We start from the raw sequence: 19,237 nt of genomic DNA, 5'->3' as shown, positions 1-19,237 counted from the left end.
CCGTCGTCGATCCGATGCGACTCACATCCGTCTTCGTCGCGGCCCTGCTCGTGACGAGCGCGATCGCCGGCGGCGTCACCGCCGCACCCGTGGACGCCCAGCCAGCGGCAGCACATGCCGACCACGCCGCCTCCGCTACCGCCGCAGCTTCCGGCGGTGCGGCGCTGCAGGCCGGCGGCGGAGCCACCGACGCGTGTGAATTCCCGGTCGAACTGACTGACGCGACGGGGACGACGGTCACGCTCGACGAGCGACCCGAGCGGATCGTGACGGTGAACCCATCGGCCGCCCAGACGCTCTGGGAGATCGGCGCGCGCGACCGCGTCGTCGGCGTGACGCAGTTCGCGGCGTACCTCGACGGAGCCGGAGAGAAGACGGACGTCTCGGCCGAGGGGCTCGGCGTCAGCGTCGAGAAGGTCGTGAACGCGGACCCGGACCTCGTGCTCGCCCCGAACGCCTCCGCCGATCAGGTCGCGGACCTCCGCGAGCAGGGGCTCACCGTCTACCACTTCCCCGCGGCGACGAGCGTCGACGACATCGCGGCGAAGACGACGACGACCGGTCGGCTGGTCGGCAACTGCGAGGCCGCGGCGGCGACCAACGAGGAGATGGCCGCGGCCGTCGCGGACGCGGAGGCGCGGACCGCGGACGTCGACCGGCCGAAGGCGCTGTACCCGCTCGGCGACGGGTTCGTCGCCGGCGGCGACACGTTCATCGACGAGATCATGCGCGTCGGCGGCGTCGACAACGTCGCCGCCGAGGAGGGAGACGGCTACCCGCAGCTGTCGAACGAAGTGATCCTCCAGACCGACCCCGAGCTGATCATCGTCACCGATCCCGACGCGCCGATCCTCGACGAGGAGCCGTACGCGAGCACGACCGCGGGCGTCGAGCGGAACTACGTCGTGTTAGATCGGAACTACCTCAACCAGCCCGCGCCGCGCAGCGTGATCGAGACGACGACGGCGCTCTCGACCGCGATCGCGGACCGGCAGGCGCAGGCGGAAACGAATGACGACGGGAGCGGAGCGGACGGGAGCGAGACGGACGAGAACGGAGCGGACGGGAACGGGGTGGACGAGAGCGAAACGGAGGCTTCCGACGGGGACGAGACCGGCGCTGCCGCGCCCGGCTTCGGGGTCGTCGCCGCCCTGCTCGCGACGCTCGCGGTCGCGCTGCGAGCGCGTCGGAACTGAGATCGGAGCCCGAAAGACGGCGACGCGACCTACTGGTTCGCCGAGCGCGCGTCGAGCGCGACCGGGATCGACCGCGCGGCCACGTCGCCCGCGAACGCCTCGCCGTCGGCTTCGAGTCGGTCGAAGGTGTCGTAGTGGATCGGGACGACCAGATCGGGGTCCAGCTCCTCGGCGAGGTCGGCCGCCGCGCGGCGGTCGGAGACGAGTCCGCCCCCGCCGATGTTCGCGAGGAATATCGAGACGTCGAGCTCGGCGAACCCGTCGAGCGCGTCGGAGTCGCCGGGCCAGAACACGGTTCGGCCGCCGACGGAGAGGAGGAAGCCACAGCCGAACCCCGGCGGGTGGACCACCGAGCCGTTCGGGCCGGCGTTCGGCCCCTCGGGGTCGTTGTGCGCCGGAACGGACCAGCACGTGACCGCGCCGGCGGGGGTGTCGACGTCCACGCGCGCCGCGTCGTCGACGCGGACCACGTCGTAGTCGGCCGCGAGCGACTCGATCGGATCCACGTCGCGGTCGATCCCGGCCGGGTCGACGGCGTCGTAGATCACGACCGTCGCGTGGTCGGCGGCGACGGACCGGATTCCCGCGGGGTCGTAGTGGTGGTCGTGGGTGACGACGACGAGGTCGCCGTCGCGCGCCCAGTAGTCGTCCAAGACGCCGTATCGGCCGGGGTCGGTGTAGACGACCGGGCCGCCCGCGGCCTCCAGCCGCGCCGTCGCGTAGCCGAGCCACTCGACGGTGAACTCGTCGTATCGAACGGTCATGGAGTGAGTCCGACGCCGACCGTCTTGAGCGTGGCCATCGCGCGTCTCGGTCGGATCACTCGTCCGCGTCATCGACCGACTCGTCATCCGCATCGTCAGCCGACTCGCCATCCGCGCCCGCCAGCCGCTCCACCCGCTCCAGCGAGTCGGCGTCGCCCACGCTCTTGTCCTCGCGGACGCCCACGAACCGCGGGAACCGGAGCGCGTAGCCGGCCGAGTACGTCGGCGACGGCTGGATCTCCTCGTATCCGACCTCGACGACGAGCGCCGGGTCGAACGCGACCGTCGTCCCCTCCTCGCGGACGACGTGCGGCTTCAGCCGTTCCGTGAGATCTGCGAGTTCCGCGTCGGTGACGCCCGTGGCGACTTTTCCCACGGTCGCGTAGCCGCTGGTCGACGCGGTCTCGACGGTGACGTCGGTGTCCGCGGGGCCCGACGCGCCCGACGCGCCCGACTCACCCGACCCTCCCGACTCGTCACGAACCCCGAGTAGGAACGTCCCGAACTGCTCGGCGCGACGTCCCTCGCCCCACTCCGCGCCCACAACGACCGCGTCGAGCGTCTCCACGTCGGGCTTGCGCTTCAGCCAGTCGCGGCCGCGGTCGCCGGGCGTGTACGTCGACTCGGGGTTCTTCAGCATGACGCCCTCGTGGCCGGCCTCCAGCGCGGCTCGCTCGGCGGCCGCGATCGCCTCGGCGTCGGTCGCGACCTCTAGGCCGGCGGCCGCGTCCGGGAGCGCGTCGACGAGCCGCTCGTGACGGACCCGGAGGGGCGAATCGAGGAGGTCTGTGCCGTCGGCGTGGAGGCAGTCGAACGCGTGCAGCCGGAGCCGCACCTCCTCACGCATCCGGTCGACCTCGTGTTTCCGCCGGAAGCGTCGTAACACCTCCTGAAAGGGGAGCGGATCGCCGTCGTCGTCGACCGCGACGACCTCGCCGTCGAGGATGACCGGCGCGTCGACCCGCGATTCGACGTACTCCGCGATCTCCGGGAGGGCGGCCGTCACGTCGTCCATGTTGCGCGAGTAGACCCGGGGGCCGAGGCCGTCGGGTTCGGCGTCGGCTCTCCCGTCGGCGTCGGCCGTCCCGTCCGCGGTCGAGCCGGATCCGGGTTCGCCGCCGGGCGCGTAGTGTATCTGCACCCGCGCGCCGTCGAACTTCGTCTCGACGGCGACCTCGCCGAACGACTCGACCGCGTCGGTCGCGGTCCCCGCCTGCGCGAGCATCGCCTGGACCGGGCGACCGACTTCGAGGCGTTCCTCCCGGAGTCCCGCGACCCCCTCGTCGCGCGCGAGCCGGGCGACGCGTCCGTAGTCGTTCGTCACCTGCAGGGCGCGCTCGACGGCCGAGACCGACTCGCTGTCGGCTCGCAGAGCCGGCTCCTCGCTCCCTGTGTCCTCGCCGTCTGCGTCGCCAGACGCGTCGCCCTCGGCCGTGAGAAACGCCTCCGCGACCGCGTCGCGGACGGTTCCCTCGCCGACGCCGAGTCGCATCTCCCCGAGCACGAGGCGGGCGAGCAGCTTGGCCTCGGCCGGGCCACAGCGGTTGAACAGTCCGAACAGCGCGTCCAGTTTGCGCGACTCGCTGCCGTCGCCCGCGGCGGCCGCGATCGATCGAAGCTCCGCGTCGACCTGGCGAACGGTGAGCGCGTCGCGACCGACGTCTCCGGGCTCGCTGTCCCCGCCGAACGCGGCGAGCCCGCGCTGCCCGCCGAGGTCGAGGTCGGCGGCGACCGCGCCGATCTCGCCTTCGGCCGCGAGCCGGTCTTCGACGTCGGCCGCGGTGACGTTGGGTCCGGCGGCCTTCGCGAGCGCCTCTCGGCACATGGCCGGCCCCACGTCCAGCGTTCGCGTGTCGTGGGCGGGGAACACGCTGCCGAGCAGGAACCGGACGACCGTGGAGAGGTCGTCTGCGTCGATACCGTCGCCCGCGTCGTCGTCTCCGGATGCGTCGCCCGCGGCGACGAGCAGCTCGGCGACCGCGAGCGTCGTCTCGATGTCGCCCGGCTCGTCGGCCAGCCGCTCGGCTCGCTCCGCGAACGCGGCGAACTCCATGCGCCGAGTCGTCGATCGGCGGGCAAAAACGCGCCGGTACGTCGGACGCCGGGGCGTGGTGACCGCTCGCACGCCGCCGATCGGCCGTTGCCCTTTTTAGGTGGGCGGTCCGTCGACCGTCGCATGAGCACCGAGTCCGCCCTCGCCGACGGCGTCCGCGAGGCGCTCGCGGTCGACCCCGACGAGTTCGCCGCCCGCGCCGAGGAGGAGGCGGAGATCGTCAAACAGGAGCTTCGAGACGGCTCGTTCGACAACCACCAGTCGATCGTCGGCTTCGAGTACGAGTTTTACGCCGTCGCGGACGGGCGGTGGAGCGAGGAGTCCCGCGCGGGCGACTACGCGCTGATGCGCGTTCCGCGCCGAATGCTGGAGCTCATGGGCTTCGAAAAGGAGCTCGGCTTACACAACGCGGAGATGTCCACGAGCCCGCAGCCCCTCTCGGACCACGGGCTGATGGCTCAACTCGCGGAGGTCCGCGCGCGGCTGGAGGCCGCCGAGAACACCGCCGGCGTCGAGGGGATGCGGCTCGTCTCAGACGGGATCTGGACCATCCCCCCGGCGGGCGAGACGGCCGCGGGATACCTCACCGACAGCGTCGACGTCGACGGGGTGACCGTCGCGGTCAACATGAGCGACTCGGTCCGGTACCACGCGATGGCCAACACCGAGGGCGCGGGCGCGACGGACGTGTCAGTCGACGCGCCGGGCGTGTCGCTTTCCGCCGACACGGTGATGCCGGAGAGCCTCATCACCTCGATCCAGCCGCACTTCCAAGTCGCGCAGGCGACGACGCTGCCGCGGCACTTCCGGTACGCGCTCCGGATCGCCGGGCCGCTGCTCGCGCTCGGCGTCAACTCTCCCTTCTTCCCGCCGGAGCTGTACGACGACGACTGGGACGGCGAGCGCGTGCTCGCGGAGGGGGCGACCGAGAACCGGATCCACGTGTTCGAGTCCGTGCTCAACGCCCGGACCGACGCGGACAAGGTCCGGTTCCCGCGGGAGTTCCACGACGTGGAGACCGCGGTCGACCGGATCGCCGGCGACGAGACGCTGATCCCGATGCCGGAGTCCGACGGGACGGACCGGTTCGACGACGCGTTCGCGACCTTCCGGACCAAACACGGGAGCTACTGGCGGTGGGTCCGTCCCGTCTTCGAGGGCGCGAGCCGCTCCGCCGCGAACGCCCGCATCGAGTTCCGGCCGATTCCCGGTCAGCCGACGGTCCGCGACTCGATCGCGTTCCAGAGCGCGTTCGCCGGGCTGATGCAGGCGCTCCCGCAGCGCGAACACCCCGTGATCGGGTTGGAGTGGGAGACCGCACGCGACAACTTCTACGCCGCGGTGGCCGACGGACTCGACGCCGACATCGAGTGGATCGGGCCCGACGGCGAGCGAACGACGGACACCGACGCGCTGTTCGCCGACATCCTCGACCACGCGGAGGCCGGGCTCCGGACCGCGGGCTGTGCGGACGACGAGGCGGCCGCGTGGATCGCGCCGCTTCGGTGGCGCGTCGCGAACCGCACCACGCCGGCGAGCTGGAAGCGCGACCGCGTCCGCGCGCGGCTCGACGACGGCGACGACTTCGAGACCGCCCTCTCCGACACCCAGCGAGAGTACATCGACAAGCAGTCAGAGACGCTCATCGACGGCGGGTTCTCCGCGTGGATCGACGGCGAGTGAGCGGTGAGTGGCCGGAAACGAGCGGCAACCGAGCGGGCACGGAGACCGGCGCGATCCGCGGCCGCGGTCGCTGACGGCGGCCGCGCGCTAGTCGTCGAACACGTCGAAGGTGAACTCCTCGTCCGCCTCGCGCATCAGCCGCTCTGCGCCGTCGTGCTCGCTGAGCGCGCCGTCTTCCATCGACTCGTGGACGGATTCGATCACGTCCGGCGTCACCTTTTCCGTCACCTCGAAGGTCGTCACGGGGCTGACGACGCCCCACAGCGCCCCGGCCGAGTGAGCGAGGAAGGCGACGGGCGTCAAGAGGAGGTACAGCGGCCACGTGAGCGGGTGTTTGTCATATGCGGCCGCACCGACGAGCGTGTAGACGAACAGGATGCAGAAAAGCGCCAGCGAGGCGGTCCGATACCACTCCATGCCGGGAGCGGTGCCCGGGAAGACGAGCGACGCGAGCACGAGAAGCGGAACGAGCGGTGAGAACGCCCACGCGATTATCCGCGTGTAGTACAGCGGCCGGTACGCGAGCGGGAGCAGGTGTCCGTCGGCGCGCGTGCCCGAGATCCACCGTCGGCGCTGTTTCGTCATCGCGCGCAGCGACGGGGGAGCCTGATTGCGGAACCGCACGTCGAGCACGGCGAATGAGACGCCGACCTCGTCCGCGGCCCGCCAGATGAAGTTCGTGTCCTCCGTGATCGTCGCCACGTCCCACGTGATCTCGCGTTCGAGCGACGACCGGACCGCCACGCCGCCGCCCCACGCGTACAACGGGTATCGCAGCCGGTGGAACGCGAACTGCTCGTACTGGTAGCCGACCCGGAACACCTCGCTCAGATACGCGATCCGCGAGCCGGTGTACAGCGGTTTCTCCGTGAACTGGACCACGTCGGCGTCCGGGAGCCCCTCGAAGCCGGACATGATCGTGTCCTCGTCGAGGTAGAGGACGTACTCGCGGTCGCAGGGGACGTGTCGGCGCGCCCACTCGACCGCCCGGCCCTTGTTCGTCGCGTCACACTCGAAGGTGCCGGGGACGACGTGGACGTCCGCGCCGTCGACTTCGATGTCCGCCTCGGCGATCACGCGGACGTCGTCGATCCCGTCCGGGACGGCGTTCACCGTCGCCTGTACCACCGGCTCGGCGTCGATGGTCAAGATCCGCACTTGGACGTCGTCGTACCCCCACTCGACCTCCTCGGGGTCGACGCCACCCCCGCGCGCGAGCACGGTCGCCTCGACGAGCCACCACGCGGCAGACGCGCCGTACAACGCGAGGGCGATCCAAAGCGCCGCGACGACGGCGGCGAGCGCCGGGTTGGCGGCGGCGAACTCGATCACTGTCAGTCACCTCTGTCGGAAGCGACATCAACGTGTTGACCTGTCTCAGTCGGACGCGCCGTGACTCTCGCGGACCTCTCGTTCAGTCCGCGACCGCCTCGGAGTCGGCGGTCGTGGCCGCGGGGTCTCTCACCCAGAGGTCGCCGAACAGTTCGTCCTGTTGCAGTCGGACGGTACCGCGGTGTGCCATGAAAAGCAGCGCGAGGTACGTCATGAACGGGCGGCCGCCGGCCGTCTCGATCTCCGCGAACAACACCTCCGTGCGGCCGCGGTCGAAGTGGGTCCGGAGGGCGTTGTCGATCTCCACGATGACTTCCTCTATGTCCTCGTCGTGGGTGCGGTCGGTCGCCTCTCCCGCGGTCGGCTCGCCGTCCCGACGGAACTCGTCGCCCGTGTGGTAGTCGAGCGTCTGCGTGCCGCGGGCGTAGCCGCTCGGCGAGTCGGAGGTGTCGTACTCGCGGGACTGTTTCCACCACGAGCCGCGCTCGGCCTCCCGAAGCTCTCGGACGAGCTCGTCGAGCGTCTCCGGCGACCCCCGAGTGCTCTTGCGGTCGAGCCGCCGGTCGATCTCGGCTTCCAGCTCGTCGACCGGATCGAAATCGCCGTCGGCGGGGTCCGGCGCGCCGCCCTCCATCGCGCGTTCCCACGGCTCCGGCTCAGGCTCGGCGTCCTCGCCGTCGTCGTCAGACAACATTCCGTCGCTTTTCATCCGCAGGAGGACGCTGGCGTAGAACAGCGCGCGGCCGGTGGTCCGAAGGTCCGTCTCGTCGAGCCGGTCCAAGAACGCGTCCGTCACCTGTACGATGTCGATGTCCCACGGCTCGATCTCCCCCTCCTCGGCGAGTTGGACGAGCAGTTCGACGGGTTCGACCTCGTCGTCGTCCGCCTCGGCAGCGCCGCCGTCGCCCGGCGGGGTGGAGTCGTCTCCGCCGCCGAACGCGGGGCCGTCGCCCCCACGGCCGCCGTCGCGCTCGCTCGTCAGGTCGAGGTCGGGAACGCCGCCGCTCGCGCCGGCGTCGGCCGCGCCGTCGTCAGTCATCCGCGGTCACCTCCTCGTCGCCGTCGCCGAACTGCATCCCGGTCACGGCGGAGAGGTTGTCGCCCTGCATGGTGACGCCGATGGCGCGGTCGGAGCGCTCCAAGAGCGCAGAGCGGTGGCCGACGACGACGAACTGCGCGTCCGCGGCCAGCTCCTCTATCATCTCGCCGACGCGCTCTGCGTTGACCGCGTCGAGGAACGCGTCGATCTCGTCGAGCGCGTAGAAGGGGGCCGGGTTGTGCCGCTGGACCGCGAAGATGAACGAGAGGGCGGTCAGCGACTTCTCGCCGCCGCTCATCGCGTCGAGCCGCTGGACTGGCTTGTCCGCCGGCTGCGCTTTCATCGTCAGTCCCTCCTCGAACGGGTCCTCCGGGTTCTCCAAGAGGAGTTCGCCGCTGCCGGCCGACAGGCGCGCGAAGATGTCCTCGAAGTGGTCGTTTATCGACTCGAACGTCTCCATGAACGTCCGTTTCTTCTCCGCCTCGTACCCCTCGATGCGCTCTTCGATCCCGTCGCGCTCCTCGACGAGCACGTCGCGACGCTCCTGGAGCCGATCGAGCGCCTCCTCGACCTCGTCGTACTCGTCTATCGCGAGCATGTTCACCGGCTCTAACGCTTCCATCTCAGACTCCAGCTCCTCGATCCGCGACTCGACCTCGTCGAGGTCGGGTATCTCTTCGGGGTCGTACGCGCCGACCTGTGACTCCAGCTCGTCGATCTCCCACTCCAGCCGGTCGCGGCGGTCGGTGAGGTTCTCCAGCGTCGACTCCGCGTCCGCGACGCGGGACTGCTGTTCGTCGCGCTCGCGGGTCGCCTCCGTGATCGCCTCGCGGAGGTCCTCGCGCTCCGCCTTCAGTTCGGTCAGCTCCTCCTCTAGGTCCGCTATCGCCTCGCGTTTCTCTTCGAGAACGGCCTCTTTCTCTTCGATGGCCGTCTCGTGCTCGGCGACCGCCTCCTCGGCGTCCGCCTTCCGGTTTTGCGCCTCTTCGACCGTGTCGTGGAGATCGTCGAGCGCGTCCTCGGCGTACCCCTTCTCTAACTCCAGTTCGTTCTGTCGGCCGTCGAGCGACCCCATCCGGTCTTCGAGGTCGTCGATCTCGGCGCGGATCTCGTCGGCGCGCTCGGAGAGCTCCGGGATCTTCGAGTCGGCGAGTTCGCCTTCGATCTCCGCGATCGAAGACTCCACCTCGTCGATCTCGGCGTCGAGGCCGTCGATCTCGCTGTCGAGATCGCTCATCTGCTCGTCGACGGACTCGCGTTCCGCCTCCAGGTCGTCGAGTTCCGTCTCCAACTCGTCGATCCGCGATTTCGCCTCCGCGAGTTCGTCTTCGGCGCGCTCCACGTCGGCCTCGAGCGACCGGACGCGCTCCGCGGCGTCCGCCTTCCGGTCGCGGGCGTCGTCGATGTCGCTTTCCAGCCCGTCGATTTCGGTCTGCAGCGACTGTCGCTCGTCTTCTAACTCGGATATCTCCGCCGCGAGCCGTTCGAGCTTGCCGCCGCCGGACTTGGTGAACGAGTAGCGGGAGCCGCCGCCGGAGCCGCCGGTCATCGCGCCGGACTTCTCGACTAAGTCGCCGTCGAGCGTCACCATCCGGTAGTCTCCCATCAGCTCGCGGGCGGTCGCCATGTCCTCGACGACGAGCGTCGAGCCGAGCACGTACGAGAAGATCGACTCGTAGGCGGCGTCGTACTCGACGAGGTTTCGCGCGAAGTCGACGACGCCGGGTTGGGAGGGCTTTCTGGGGAGTCCCCGATCGTCCATCTTCGTGATCGGCAGGAACGTCGCGCGGCCGGCGTTCCGCCGCTTGAGGTAGTCGATACACGTCGACCCGACCCCGTCGTCGTCGACGACGACGTTCGCGAGCCGCCCGCCAGCGGCCGTCTCGCAGGCCTCGGCGTACTCCGCGTCCACTGATCCGAGCTCGCCGACCGCGCCGTGAACGCCGTCGATGCCGCCGTTTTTTACCTCGGTCACCGCGCGGGGCCACGAGGCGTCACCGCGCTCGTCCGCCGCCGCCTCCAGTTTCGCGTACTCGTTCTGCTTCTCGCGGAGGTCGGCCTCCACCTCTTCCAGCCGTTCGCTGACCTCGGCCTTCTCCGCGAACAGGTCCGCGACCCCGTCTTCGATGGTCGACTGGTTCTTTTGTGCCTTATCGAGTTCGCTGTGCAGCTCCGAGATGCGCGCTTTCCGCTCCGGGATCGACTCGCGGGCCTCCTCTAACTCCTCGCGCGTCTCGCTCACCGCGTTCGAGCGCCGGCGGGCCTCGTCGAGGAGCCGATCCTTCTCGCGTTGCAGCTCGTTTTTCTCCTCGCGCAGCGACTCGACGCGCTCTTTTTTGTCGGACAGCTCGGATTTCAGCTCGTCGAACTCGGTGTCTGCGCCCTCGATTTCGGCCTCCACGTCCGCCAGCTCTGAGCGCTTCGTCGCGATCTCCGATTTGACCGACGCCTTCTCGACTTTCACCTCGCGGATCTCGGCGTCGAGGTCGTCTATCGTCTCCTCTTTTCGGTCGATCTGGACGAACGCGTCGCGACGCTCGGTCTCCGCGTCGGCCGCGCGCTCTTCTCCCGTCTCGATTTTGTCTTCGAGCCGCGAGATCTCGCCTTTGATCTCCTCTATCTCCGAGCGGATCTCGATCTGTTCGTCCTCGCCTTTGGTCTCGATCTCGCGGTTGAGGTCGGCGAGATCCCCCTCCAACCGCGTGAGCTTCCCCTGTTTCGCGTCGAGCTCGTCTCTGCGGTCGTCGAGCTCGGCTTCGGCGTCGTCGATGTCGCTCTCGACGTCCGCGAGCGTCTCGCGTTTCTCCTCTAACTCGGAGGCTTTCAGGTAGCCGCGGTACTCCGCTAGCTCGTCGCGGAACTCCTGATACTGGAGGGCGGTCTCGCGCTCGTCTTCGAGCCGGTCGAGCCGGTCTTGTTTCTCGCCGATCCGGAGGTCCGCCTCGCCGATCCGGTCTTCGACCGTGTCGAGTTCCTCGTAGGCGGCCTCCTTCTTTTCGTCGAACTCGGCGACGCCCGCGATCTCGTCGATGATCCCCCGCCGCTGGTAGGGAGTCATGTTGATGATCTCCGTTACGTCCCCCTGCATCACGACGTTGTACCCCTCCGGCGTGACGCCCGCGGCCGCGAGCAGGTCTTGGACGTCGGAGAGGTTCACCGACCGGCCGTTGAGGTAGTAGTACGAGTAGTAGTTGTCCTCCGTCTCCTTGACGCGACGTTTGATCGTGATCTCGGAGACGTCACCGACGTTCTCCGTGCCGGCCGCGGAGACGACCTGCGAGCGATCCAGCGTCCCGTCCTCGTTCGAGAGCACCACCGTCACCGAGGCCTCGCTCGGCCCGTCGGCCTCCTCGTCGCCGTCGTGGCCGGGGTTGTAGATGAGGTCGGTGAGCTTCTGGGCTCTGATCCCGCGGGTGCGCGCCAGTCCGAGCGCGAAGAGGACGCCGTCGATGATGTTCGACTTGCCGGAGCCGTTCGGCCCCGTGACGACGGTGAAGTCGTCATAAAAGGGGATCCTCGTCGTTCGCCCGAAGCTCTTGAACCCGTCCAAAACGACTTCAGTGATGTGCATGTGTCGCGGTGTGACGTCGGCTTACGCGACGATGATGTCGCTGTCCGACTCCGCCTCGTCGTCCGTGTCGGTCTCCGAATCGGTCGCGGCGTCCGGCGTCGTCGCCTCCTGTTCGGGGACGACCACGTCGTCGCCGGCGTCGTCTGCGGCCGATTCGGGGGACGCGGTCTCGTCGCCGGTGCGCTCTACGACCTCGACGTGGTCGTCCGAGTGGGTCCGCCGCTCGCCGTCGGCGTCTGCGTCGGCGTCGGCGTCCGCCTCCTCGTCTGCGGGCTCCGGATCGGGCGCTTCTGCGGTCGCTTCGGTCGCCGCCGTGTCGGCGGGCGCGCTCTGTGCGTCCTCCAGTTGTCTGACGCGCTCTTTCATCTCCACGAGCTCTTCGGTGAGCCCGTTGACCGCTGCCTGAAGTTCCGAGACCTGCCGTTCGAGATCCTCGACGCGATTGCTCATATACTCACGTATGCCCACGCGGGCCGTATAAATCTGCGTCAGACACATGTGTGATCACACCGCATGAGCAACGATGACTCACGGCGGATCGGAACAGACACCCGCCGCACGGCAGGTCAGGTGATTCCACACTGCCGGTGGCCCGTCTCACACAGTGAGACACGTACCAGATATCTGATTATTGGACGCTCATTGGCGACGACGCGTGCCACACGCTCGGACGCGATCCGGTCGCCTGACCGATGTTTCGCGCGGCTGAAACGAGTCTGACGCGGGACAGACGTCAGGGGAAGTTTCTTGTACCATGACCGATATCTCCGGGATATGAGCAAGATCACCTTCCGGGCCGACGACGACCTCGTCGAGCGGCTGGAAGCGTGTGACGCCTCTAAGAGCGAGGTGATGCGGGAGGCCCTCCGGACGCACCTCGGAGACGCGGATTCCGCGTCCGACGCGTCGGACGCCACGCTGGACGCCGCGGTGGCGGACCGGATAGACGACCTCATCGCCGACCGCCTCGACGCCGCGTTAGACGACCGGCTCGGCGATCGGCCCGGCGACCGCGCGTATACGCCCGGAAACGCCGGTGAGATCAACGTAAACGTCACACTCGACGCCAACAATGCCGAAGACGGCGACGCGCGTGTGACACGGGAGACGGCGACAGACGCCGAGTCGGAAACGCGTAAGACGCCGGGCGATCCCGACGTGCAAACACGGGAAAACGTCTGTGGCGGATGTGGCGAAAACGTACCCTCTGACCACGTTTACTGCCCGAACTGTGGTGAAAAGCAGTCGCACCGAGCGTTCTGTGAGTGCGGTGACGAGCTCCGGACCGACTGGGCGTTTTGTCCCGGATGTGGCCGTCGGACCCCGGCGGCGGACGTGTTGAACGATCGGTGATCACACTCCAGACGCTCGTATACGCCCGAATCCCGGCGTTTTCGCCTCGTGTCTTACGTCCGGCGGTAGTTTTATAAGCCTAGCATCGGTGGATACGACTGCGTAAGACGGTCGTCTTACAGCGGCCGTCCGGGGCGGGGGAAGACCTCGCAGTCGGGCGATTCGTCGCTGTAAGACACACGCGTCGCGTGCCTGCCGTCTTACCGGGGGAATACCAATGGAGCGTGTGACACTACGAATCCCGAAACAGCAGATCGACGAGGTCGAACAGATGGTCGAGACGGGGGAGTTCCCGAATCGGAGCGAGGCGATCCGCTCTGCCGTCCGCGACATGTTGAACGAACAGGACGGCGAGCACGAGGAGCGCAGCCGCAACCGCAACTGGGCGAAGGTGTAAACTGATGCAAGATCTCGTTCAAGAGGCCCTCGACAACGCGGAGGCGGAGAAGCGCGAGATGGACGCCAGCATGGACGACGACGACGAGTTCGGGGACCCCCGGATCGTCATCGTCGGTGCCGGCGGTGCCGGAAACAACACGATCAACCGTCTGTACAACATCGGCGTCGACGGCGCGGACACGGTCGCGATCAACACCGACAAACAGCACCTCAAGATGATCGAGGCCGACACCAAGATCCTCGTGGGCAAGTCGCTCACGCAGGGGCTCGGTGCCGGTGGCGACCCCAAGATGGGCGAGCGCGCGACCGAGATGGCCCAAGGGACGATAAAAGAGGTGCTCGGCGACGCCGACCTCGTCTTCGTCACGGCCGGGATGGGCGGCGGCACGGGGACCGGCGCGGCCCCCGTCGTCTCGAAGATCGCGAAAGATCAGGGCGCTATCGTCGTCGGGATGGTGTCGACGCCGTTCAACGTCGAGCGAGCCCGCACGGTGAAAGCCGAGGAGGGGTTAGAGGACCTCCGCAACGAGGCCGACTCGATCATCGTCCTCGACAACAACCGGCTCCTCGATTACGTGCCCAACCTGCCGATCGGGAAGGCGTTCTCGGTGATGGACCAGATCATCGCCGAGACCGTGAAGGGGATCTCGGAGACGATCACCCAGCCCTCGCTCATCAACCTCGACTACGCCGACATGTCGACCATCATGAATCAGGGCGGCGTCGCGGTGATGCTCGTGGGCGAGACCCAAGACAAGAACAAGACCCAAGAGGTGGTCAACGACGCGATGAACCACCCGCTCTTGGACGTCGACTACCGCGGCGCGAGCGGCGGGCTCGTCCACATCACGGGCGGCCCGGACCTGACGCTGAAGGAGGCCGAGGGAATCGCGAACAACATCACGGAGCGGCTTGAGGCGAGCGCCAACGTCATCTGGGGCGCGCGTATTCAGGACGAGTACAAGGGGAAGGTCCGCGTCATGGCGATCATGACGGGCGTTCAGAGCGCGCAGGTGCTCGGCCCCTCCACGCAGAAGCAGGCCGACAAGTCCCGTGCCGCGGTCAACGGCGAGGACCTCGGCGACTCGCGCTCCCGTGCGGCAGAGGCGAGCGGTTCCGCGGGCGGCGCGGCCGCCTCCGGCGGCGAACGCGGCGCGTGGGAGTCCGACGGCGGCAGCGAACCCGTCGAGAAGAACAACGGCCTCGACGTCATCCGCTGAGTTCGACTCGCTTCGACGGTCACCACTTTTTGTAGTTCGTCGCGCGACGGGCGCGAGGACTTAACATCGCGCGAGCCTAGCGGTGTCACGTGTCGACTCTCCAGTCGCCTCGGCCGGTGTGGAACCGACCGACCACCGACCGCACCCTGCACCGAGTAGTGTACCGATGACGGACGCCGCGCTCGCGTTCACGGGACCGAAGGCGGTCGAGGTCCGCGAGGCCGACGTCGGGGATCCGACCGCCGACGAACTCCGCGTGGACACGCGTGCGTCGGCGATAAGCGCCGGCACGGAGCTGCTCGTCTACCGGGACCAGACGCCGTCGGACGTGCCCGTCGACGAGACGCTCGACGCGCTCGACGGGGAGTTCTCGTATCCGCTCCGGTACGGCTACGCCGCGAGCGGCGTCGTCGACGCGGTCGGTGAGGACGTCGACGCGGACTGGCTCGGCCGGTCGGTGTTCGGGTTCGTCCCGCACCAGACGCGGTTCGTGGCCGAACCCGACGACGTGGTCGCGCTTCCCGACGGGACCGAACCCGCGGTCGGCGCGCTCCTCCCGTCCGTCGAGACGGCGACGAATCTCGTCCTCGACGCGGCCCCGCGGCTCGGCGAGCGGGTCGTCGTCTTCGGGGCCGGCGTCATCGGCCTCTGTGTCACCCGGCTGCTCGCGTCGTTCCCGCTCTCCTCGCTCGTCGTGGTCGATCCCGTCGAGCGCCGGCGCGACCTCGCCGTCGGTATGGGTGCCGACCGGACTGAGACGCCGAAAGCCGTCGGCGACGCGGTCTCCGACGCGGACCTCGCGATCGAACTGTCCGGACGGCCGAGCACGCTCGACGACGCGATCGGTGCCGTCGGCTACGACTCGCGGATCGTCGTCGGCTCGTGGTACGGCGCGAAGCGCGCGCCGGTCGATCTCGGCGGGCGGTTCCACCGCGACCGGATCGACCTGATCTCCAGTCAGGTGTCGACTATCAGTCCGTCGCTGCGGGGGCGGTGGGACCGCGAGCGCCGGATGGACGAGGCGCTCGGCTGGCTCGATCGGATCGACGCCGACGCGCTGATCACGCATCGGATCCCGTTCGAGCGCGCACCGGAGGCCTACGAACTTCTCGACGCGCGGTCCGACGACGCGGTACAGGTAATCTTAGAGTACGGCGAGTCGTGACGGGCGACGAGCGCGGCGCGAGCGGTTCGGTCCCGCGCCGGGGGCCTACTCCGGGCCGCCGAGGGTCACGGCGCGGCGCGACACCCGTCCGCTGACGACGAGGTAGTCGCGAGCGAACACGCCGAGCGAGGGCGCGAGGACGACCGGCGCGGCCGCCCGGACGAGGTGATCCGGCGCGGCGGGGACGAGCGCGACGGTGAGGAAGATCATCTGTACGCCCGCCAGGTACTTACCGAGGTCGCTGTCGGGGAGGTCGAAGACCGGGCGGCCACGGGCGCGGCGCAGCCCGACGGCCCCGCGGAAGACGTAGCGCGCGGCGGAAAGAGAGAGGTACCAGACGGGGAGGATCCCCCAGGCGACCGCGACGAGCGGTGCCGCGACGAACCCGAACGTGTCGTACGCCATGTCGAGACGTCTCCCGATGTCTGTCTCGGTCCCGATCGTTCTGGCGACGCGCCCGTCGAGCCCGTCGAAGAGGACGCCGACGCCGTATCCCGTCGCCGCGACCCACGCGACGCCCGCGTCGGGGGACGCGACGGCGAGGCCGGCGACGGCGGCGTAGAGCGCGCCGCGGACGAGCGTCACGCCGTTCGCGAGGCCGAAAAGGCGGGGACCGTCGCCGCGCTCTGTCGACCCGTCCGTCGATTCGTCCGCGGGCGTTCGGACCGCGTCGACGCCGCCGAGTCCGAACGCGACGTACCAGAGCTGGCCCGCCAGACAGAGCCCGGCGACGGCCGCCGGCGGGACGCCCAAACGGCCTGTCGCCGGGAACGCCGTCGACAGGGTGACCGCGAGCGCGACGCCGGAAAGCGGCGGAAAGATCAGTCCCGCGAGCGCCGCGGAGCCGCCGCCGACTCGGCCGCCGAGCGCTCGCCGGGAGGTTCGGTCCGACACGACTACCGACGCAGCAGGACGACGAGCACCGCCACCAACACGACCTGTGCGAGCTTGTCGACCGCGCCGAGCGTCCCCACGTCCGCGGGAAACGCCCGACCGCCGCCGGCGAAGTTGACGACGTACCATAGGAGTATCTGCACGAGCGTGAACGCGATGCCGACCCCGTACAGCGCCCGGCGGCGGTACCCGCGAACCAAGAGGACGATCCCGCCGAGGAACCCGAACCCGGCGAGGACGAAGCTGATCCCGAGCGCCGAGGGGACCATCCGCGCGCCCAAGAGGAGGTGGACGGCCGCGGAGACCAGAGCCGCGAGGATCCCCACCCAGTGGAGGCCGTTCAACGACTCGACGCCGGCGGTCGGCTGTTGTGATGTAGTCGTCGCCATACGACATCCATGTCCCTCACTCACATAGGTATACTGGACGTACCGGCGGCGCGAGCGCCACCGCGGCCCACCGGTCACCCCCCGCGCGGGTCGAACTCGGGGTCGGAGAGCGCGTCGACGCGGGCGAGTTCGTCGGGCGTCAGCCGCTCTGCCGCCGCGGCCGCGTTGTCGACGATGTGCGCCTCGGTGGTGCTCGACGGGATGGGAACCACCCCCCGAGAGACGTGCCACGCGAGCGCGACGCCGGCGGGTGAAAGGTCCCGATCCGCGGCGATCTCGGCCAGAGCGGGCTCGTCGAGGAGCCCCGGCGCGGACAGCGGCGAGTGAGCGACGACTCGGATCCCGCGGTCGTGACAGCGCGAGACGAGGTCGTCTCGCGGGAGGTACGGATGGCGCTCCACCTGCACGAGCGCGGGGTCGACGCTCCCCGTCTCCAAGACCGTCTCCAGTTGGTCCGCGGAGACGTTACAGAGCCCGATCGTCCGCGTCAGCCCCCGCTCGCGGACCGCCTCTAGGTTCCGCCACGCCTCTGCGAGAGACACGTCCGCGGTGTCCGGGTCGCCGTCGGCGTCCTCCGGAAACGCGAGCGCCTCCTGACGCTCGGGAGACAGTTCGGCGAGTCGGCGCAGCTCGCCGGTGTGCGCGAGCGCGGTCGGCCAGTGGAGCGCGTAGCAGTCGAACGCGTCGACCCCGAGGTCGGCGAGGCTCCCCTCGCATGCGGCGAGCATGTTCTCGCGACGGTGGTTCGTGCGCCACGGCTTCCCGAGCAGGAAGACCCGCTCGCGGTCCGGCGCGCCGGGGGCGGCGAGCGCGTCACCGATCCGGTGCTCGTTGCCGTACAGCTCCGCGGTGTCGAGCAGGCGGTAGCCCGAATCGAGCGCGGTCGCTATCGAGTCCGCCCGGTCGACGTACTCGCCGTCGCGGTAGCGCGAGCAGCCGAAGCCGATCGGCGGGAGTCGCAGGGCGCTCGCGCCGTCGCCTCCGCGCGCAGACCCATCCTCGCGCGGCGGGGAGACGACCGGTGCCGCCGGCGGGTCCGCGGCCGCGCCGCGGTCGTCGACGAGGACCGGTCCGCCCTCGTCGGCGGCGGCCTCGATCGCGTTGCAGACGGCGACGACGTGTGCCCCCCGGCGACCGGTCTCGCGAGAGGGGTCGCCGGCCGCGACGCTCGCCGCGAGCCGCTCGACGGCGTCCACGTACGCGTACGGGCTCTCGGGGTGTTGCGGCGGCGCGCTCACGTACTCGCGGCCGACTCGCCCGAAGCGGACGTCGTCGCGATCGGTCGACATCGCACCCGTTCCCCTGAGATACAGCGAGCCGTCGTCGCCGTGCAGTTCCAGCCCGTAGAACTCGCGGGCGCGGTGGGGCGCGTAGAAGCTGGCGGTGAGCCGCACCGTCGGCCCGGCCGCGAACGACAGCGTCGCCTCGACGTGGCTGGGGACCGACGGGCGGCGCTCCTCCCGCTCGGGCCAGACGTCGAGGGCGTCGGCGACCCGCACCCGGTCGACGGGACCGAACCACGAGACGAGGAGCGTGAGCGGGTACACCGCCCCGTCGTACAGCGGGCCGATCTCTAGGAACGAATCCGGGCGGTCGTGCCAGTCGGTGACCCGGCCGACGTGCGCGTGGGCGTACCCCAGTCGGACGGGGCCGAGCCGGCCGTCGGCGAGCAGTCGCCCCGCGCGGCGCTGTGACGGTCCGCGCGGCGTGTCCGGCGCACAGCCGAGCGCGAGCCCGCGCCGACGCGCGAGCGCGAGGAGTTCGTCGGCCTCGTCGGCGTCGAGCGCGAGCGGCTTCTGCGAGTAGACGTGGCGGTCGGCCGCGAGCGCGGTCCGCGTCACGGACGCGTGCGCGGCGTGGCTCGTCAGGTTCACGACGAGCGGCGCGTCGACCGCCGAAAGCGCCGCGTCGACGTCGGTGAAGGCGGGGACGGCCGCGTCGTCGGCGTCGCGGCGGTCACCGTACGCGGTAGCGAGCGCGGCGGCGCGGTCGGCGTCGAGGTCGACGACGCCGGCGATCGAGAGGTCGCTCTCGGACAGCCCCGCGGCGTACTCCTCGGCGATCGCGCCCGCGCCCACGAACAGGCAGTTCACGATCGTACCGGGGAGCCGAGCCACATAGGTGTCCCGGCGGTCGCTCCGTCGGCCCCGGCCGGCGGTGCGGTTTAGTCGTCGCGTCC

Annotated in this window: 15 protein-coding genes; 6 read left to right on the top strand and 9 right to left on the bottom strand. The window is 69.6% G+C overall.

The features are described from left to right. Positions 1–14 precede the first annotated feature (14 nt). Positions 15–1,196 carry a PGF-CTERM-anchored ABC transporter substrate-binding protein gene (locus tag NO930_RS08145; RefSeq protein ID WP_256403086.1) on the top strand — a complete coding sequence of 394 codons (1,182 nt, stop codon included), beginning with the start codon at positions 15–17 and terminating at the stop codon, positions 1,194–1,196. Between the two features lie 29 nt (positions 1,197–1,225). Here NO930_RS08145 and NO930_RS08140 read toward each other — a convergent pair whose 3' ends face one another. Both NO930_RS08140 and NO930_RS08135 read right to left on the bottom strand, forming a co-directional pair. After that, the gene (locus tag NO930_RS08140) at positions 1,226–1,960 is read right to left on the bottom strand and encodes an MBL fold metallo-hydrolase (RefSeq protein WP_256403085.1); all 735 of its coding nucleotides are present in this window, start codon (positions 1,958–1,960) and stop codon (positions 1,226–1,228) included. A 55-nt stretch (positions 1,961–2,015) separates the two neighbouring features. Further along, positions 2,016–4,013, bottom strand: a complete 1,998-nt coding sequence (locus tag NO930_RS08135) for an ATP-dependent DNA ligase (RefSeq protein ID WP_256403084.1) — start codon at positions 4,011–4,013, stop codon at positions 2,016–2,018. A 123-nt stretch (positions 4,014–4,136) separates the two neighbouring features. On the opposite strand from NO930_RS08135, the gene NO930_RS08130 reads away from it, so the two are divergent. Continuing rightward, positions 4,137–5,696 (top strand): glutamate-cysteine ligase family protein, encoded by a 1,560-nt coding sequence (locus NO930_RS08130; RefSeq protein WP_256403083.1) that lies wholly within the window; start codon positions 4,137–4,139, stop codon positions 5,694–5,696. Positions 5,697–5,783: 87 nt separating this feature from the next. Here the strand turns inward: NO930_RS08130 and NO930_RS08125 are convergent, their stop codons facing one another. From NO930_RS08125 to NO930_RS08110, 4 genes are all read right to left on the bottom strand, one after another. Further along, positions 5,784–7,028, bottom strand: a complete 1,245-nt coding sequence (locus tag NO930_RS08125) for a glycosyltransferase family 2 protein (protein ID WP_256403082.1) — start codon at positions 7,026–7,028, stop codon at positions 5,784–5,786. 82 nt (positions 7,029–7,110) lie between these two features. Continuing rightward, a complete protein-coding gene (locus NO930_RS08120) occupies positions 7,111–8,067 on the bottom strand; it encodes a segregation and condensation protein A (protein ID WP_256403081.1) in 957 nt (318 codons plus the stop codon). Continuing rightward, positions 8,060–11,638, bottom strand: coding sequence for a chromosome segregation protein SMC (gene smc / locus NO930_RS08115; protein WP_256403080.1), 3,579 nt, complete (start codon positions 11,636–11,638; stop codon positions 8,060–8,062). Before smc ends, NO930_RS08120 begins: the two co-directional genes overlap by 8 nt. Before the next feature lie 21 nt (positions 11,639–11,659). Further along, a complete protein-coding gene (locus tag NO930_RS08110; protein ID WP_256403079.1) occupies positions 11,660–12,088 on the bottom strand; it encodes a DUF7518 family protein in 429 nt (142 codons plus the stop codon). A gap of 324 nt (positions 12,089–12,412) precedes the next feature. On the opposite strand from NO930_RS08110, the gene NO930_RS08105 reads away from it, so the two are divergent. From NO930_RS08105 to NO930_RS08090, 4 genes are all read left to right on the top strand, one after another. Then, entirely contained in the window at positions 12,413–12,991 is a 579-nt protein-coding gene (locus tag NO930_RS08105; RefSeq protein ID WP_256403078.1) for a double zinc ribbon domain-containing protein, read from the top strand. Positions 12,992–13,208: 217 nt separating this feature from the next. After that, positions 13,209–13,388: a ribbon-helix-helix domain-containing protein gene (locus NO930_RS08100; RefSeq protein WP_049984220.1), complete on the top strand. Its 180-nt coding sequence runs from the start codon at positions 13,209–13,211 to the stop codon at positions 13,386–13,388. 4 nt (positions 13,389–13,392) lie between these two features. Continuing rightward, positions 13,393–14,610 (top strand): cell division protein FtsZ, encoded by a 1,218-nt coding sequence (ftsZ, locus tag NO930_RS08095; protein WP_137784159.1) that lies wholly within the window; start codon positions 13,393–13,395, stop codon positions 14,608–14,610. A 166-nt stretch (positions 14,611–14,776) separates the two neighbouring features. After that, positions 14,777–15,775: a zinc-dependent alcohol dehydrogenase gene (locus tag NO930_RS08090; RefSeq protein ID WP_256403077.1), complete on the top strand. Its 999-nt coding sequence runs from the start codon at positions 14,777–14,779 to the stop codon at positions 15,773–15,775. Positions 15,776–15,820: 45 nt separating this feature from the next. Here the strand turns inward: NO930_RS08090 and NO930_RS08085 are convergent, their stop codons facing one another. From NO930_RS08085 to NO930_RS08075, 3 genes are all read right to left on the bottom strand, one after another. Further along, positions 15,821–16,600, bottom strand: coding sequence for a CDP-alcohol phosphatidyltransferase family protein (locus tag NO930_RS08085; protein WP_303650505.1), 780 nt, complete (start codon positions 16,598–16,600; stop codon positions 15,821–15,823). Positions 16,601–16,671: 71 nt separating this feature from the next. Continuing rightward, entirely contained in the window at positions 16,672–17,058 is a 387-nt protein-coding gene (locus tag NO930_RS08080; protein ID WP_256403075.1) for a DUF7475 family protein, read from the bottom strand. Between the two features lie 74 nt (positions 17,059–17,132). Beyond that, positions 17,133–19,151 (bottom strand): aldo/keto reductase, encoded by a 2,019-nt coding sequence (locus tag NO930_RS08075; protein WP_256403074.1) that lies wholly within the window; start codon positions 19,149–19,151, stop codon positions 17,133–17,135. Positions 19,152–19,237 lie beyond the last annotated feature (86 nt).

It is taken from the genome of Halorubrum salinum (genome assembly GCF_024494575.1).
Lineage (GTDB): Archaea > Halobacteriota > Halobacteria > Halobacteriales > Haloferacaceae > Halorubrum > Halorubrum salinum.
Note: the sequence above shows the minus strand (reverse complement) of the source record. Positions and strands in the feature narration are given on the sequence as shown.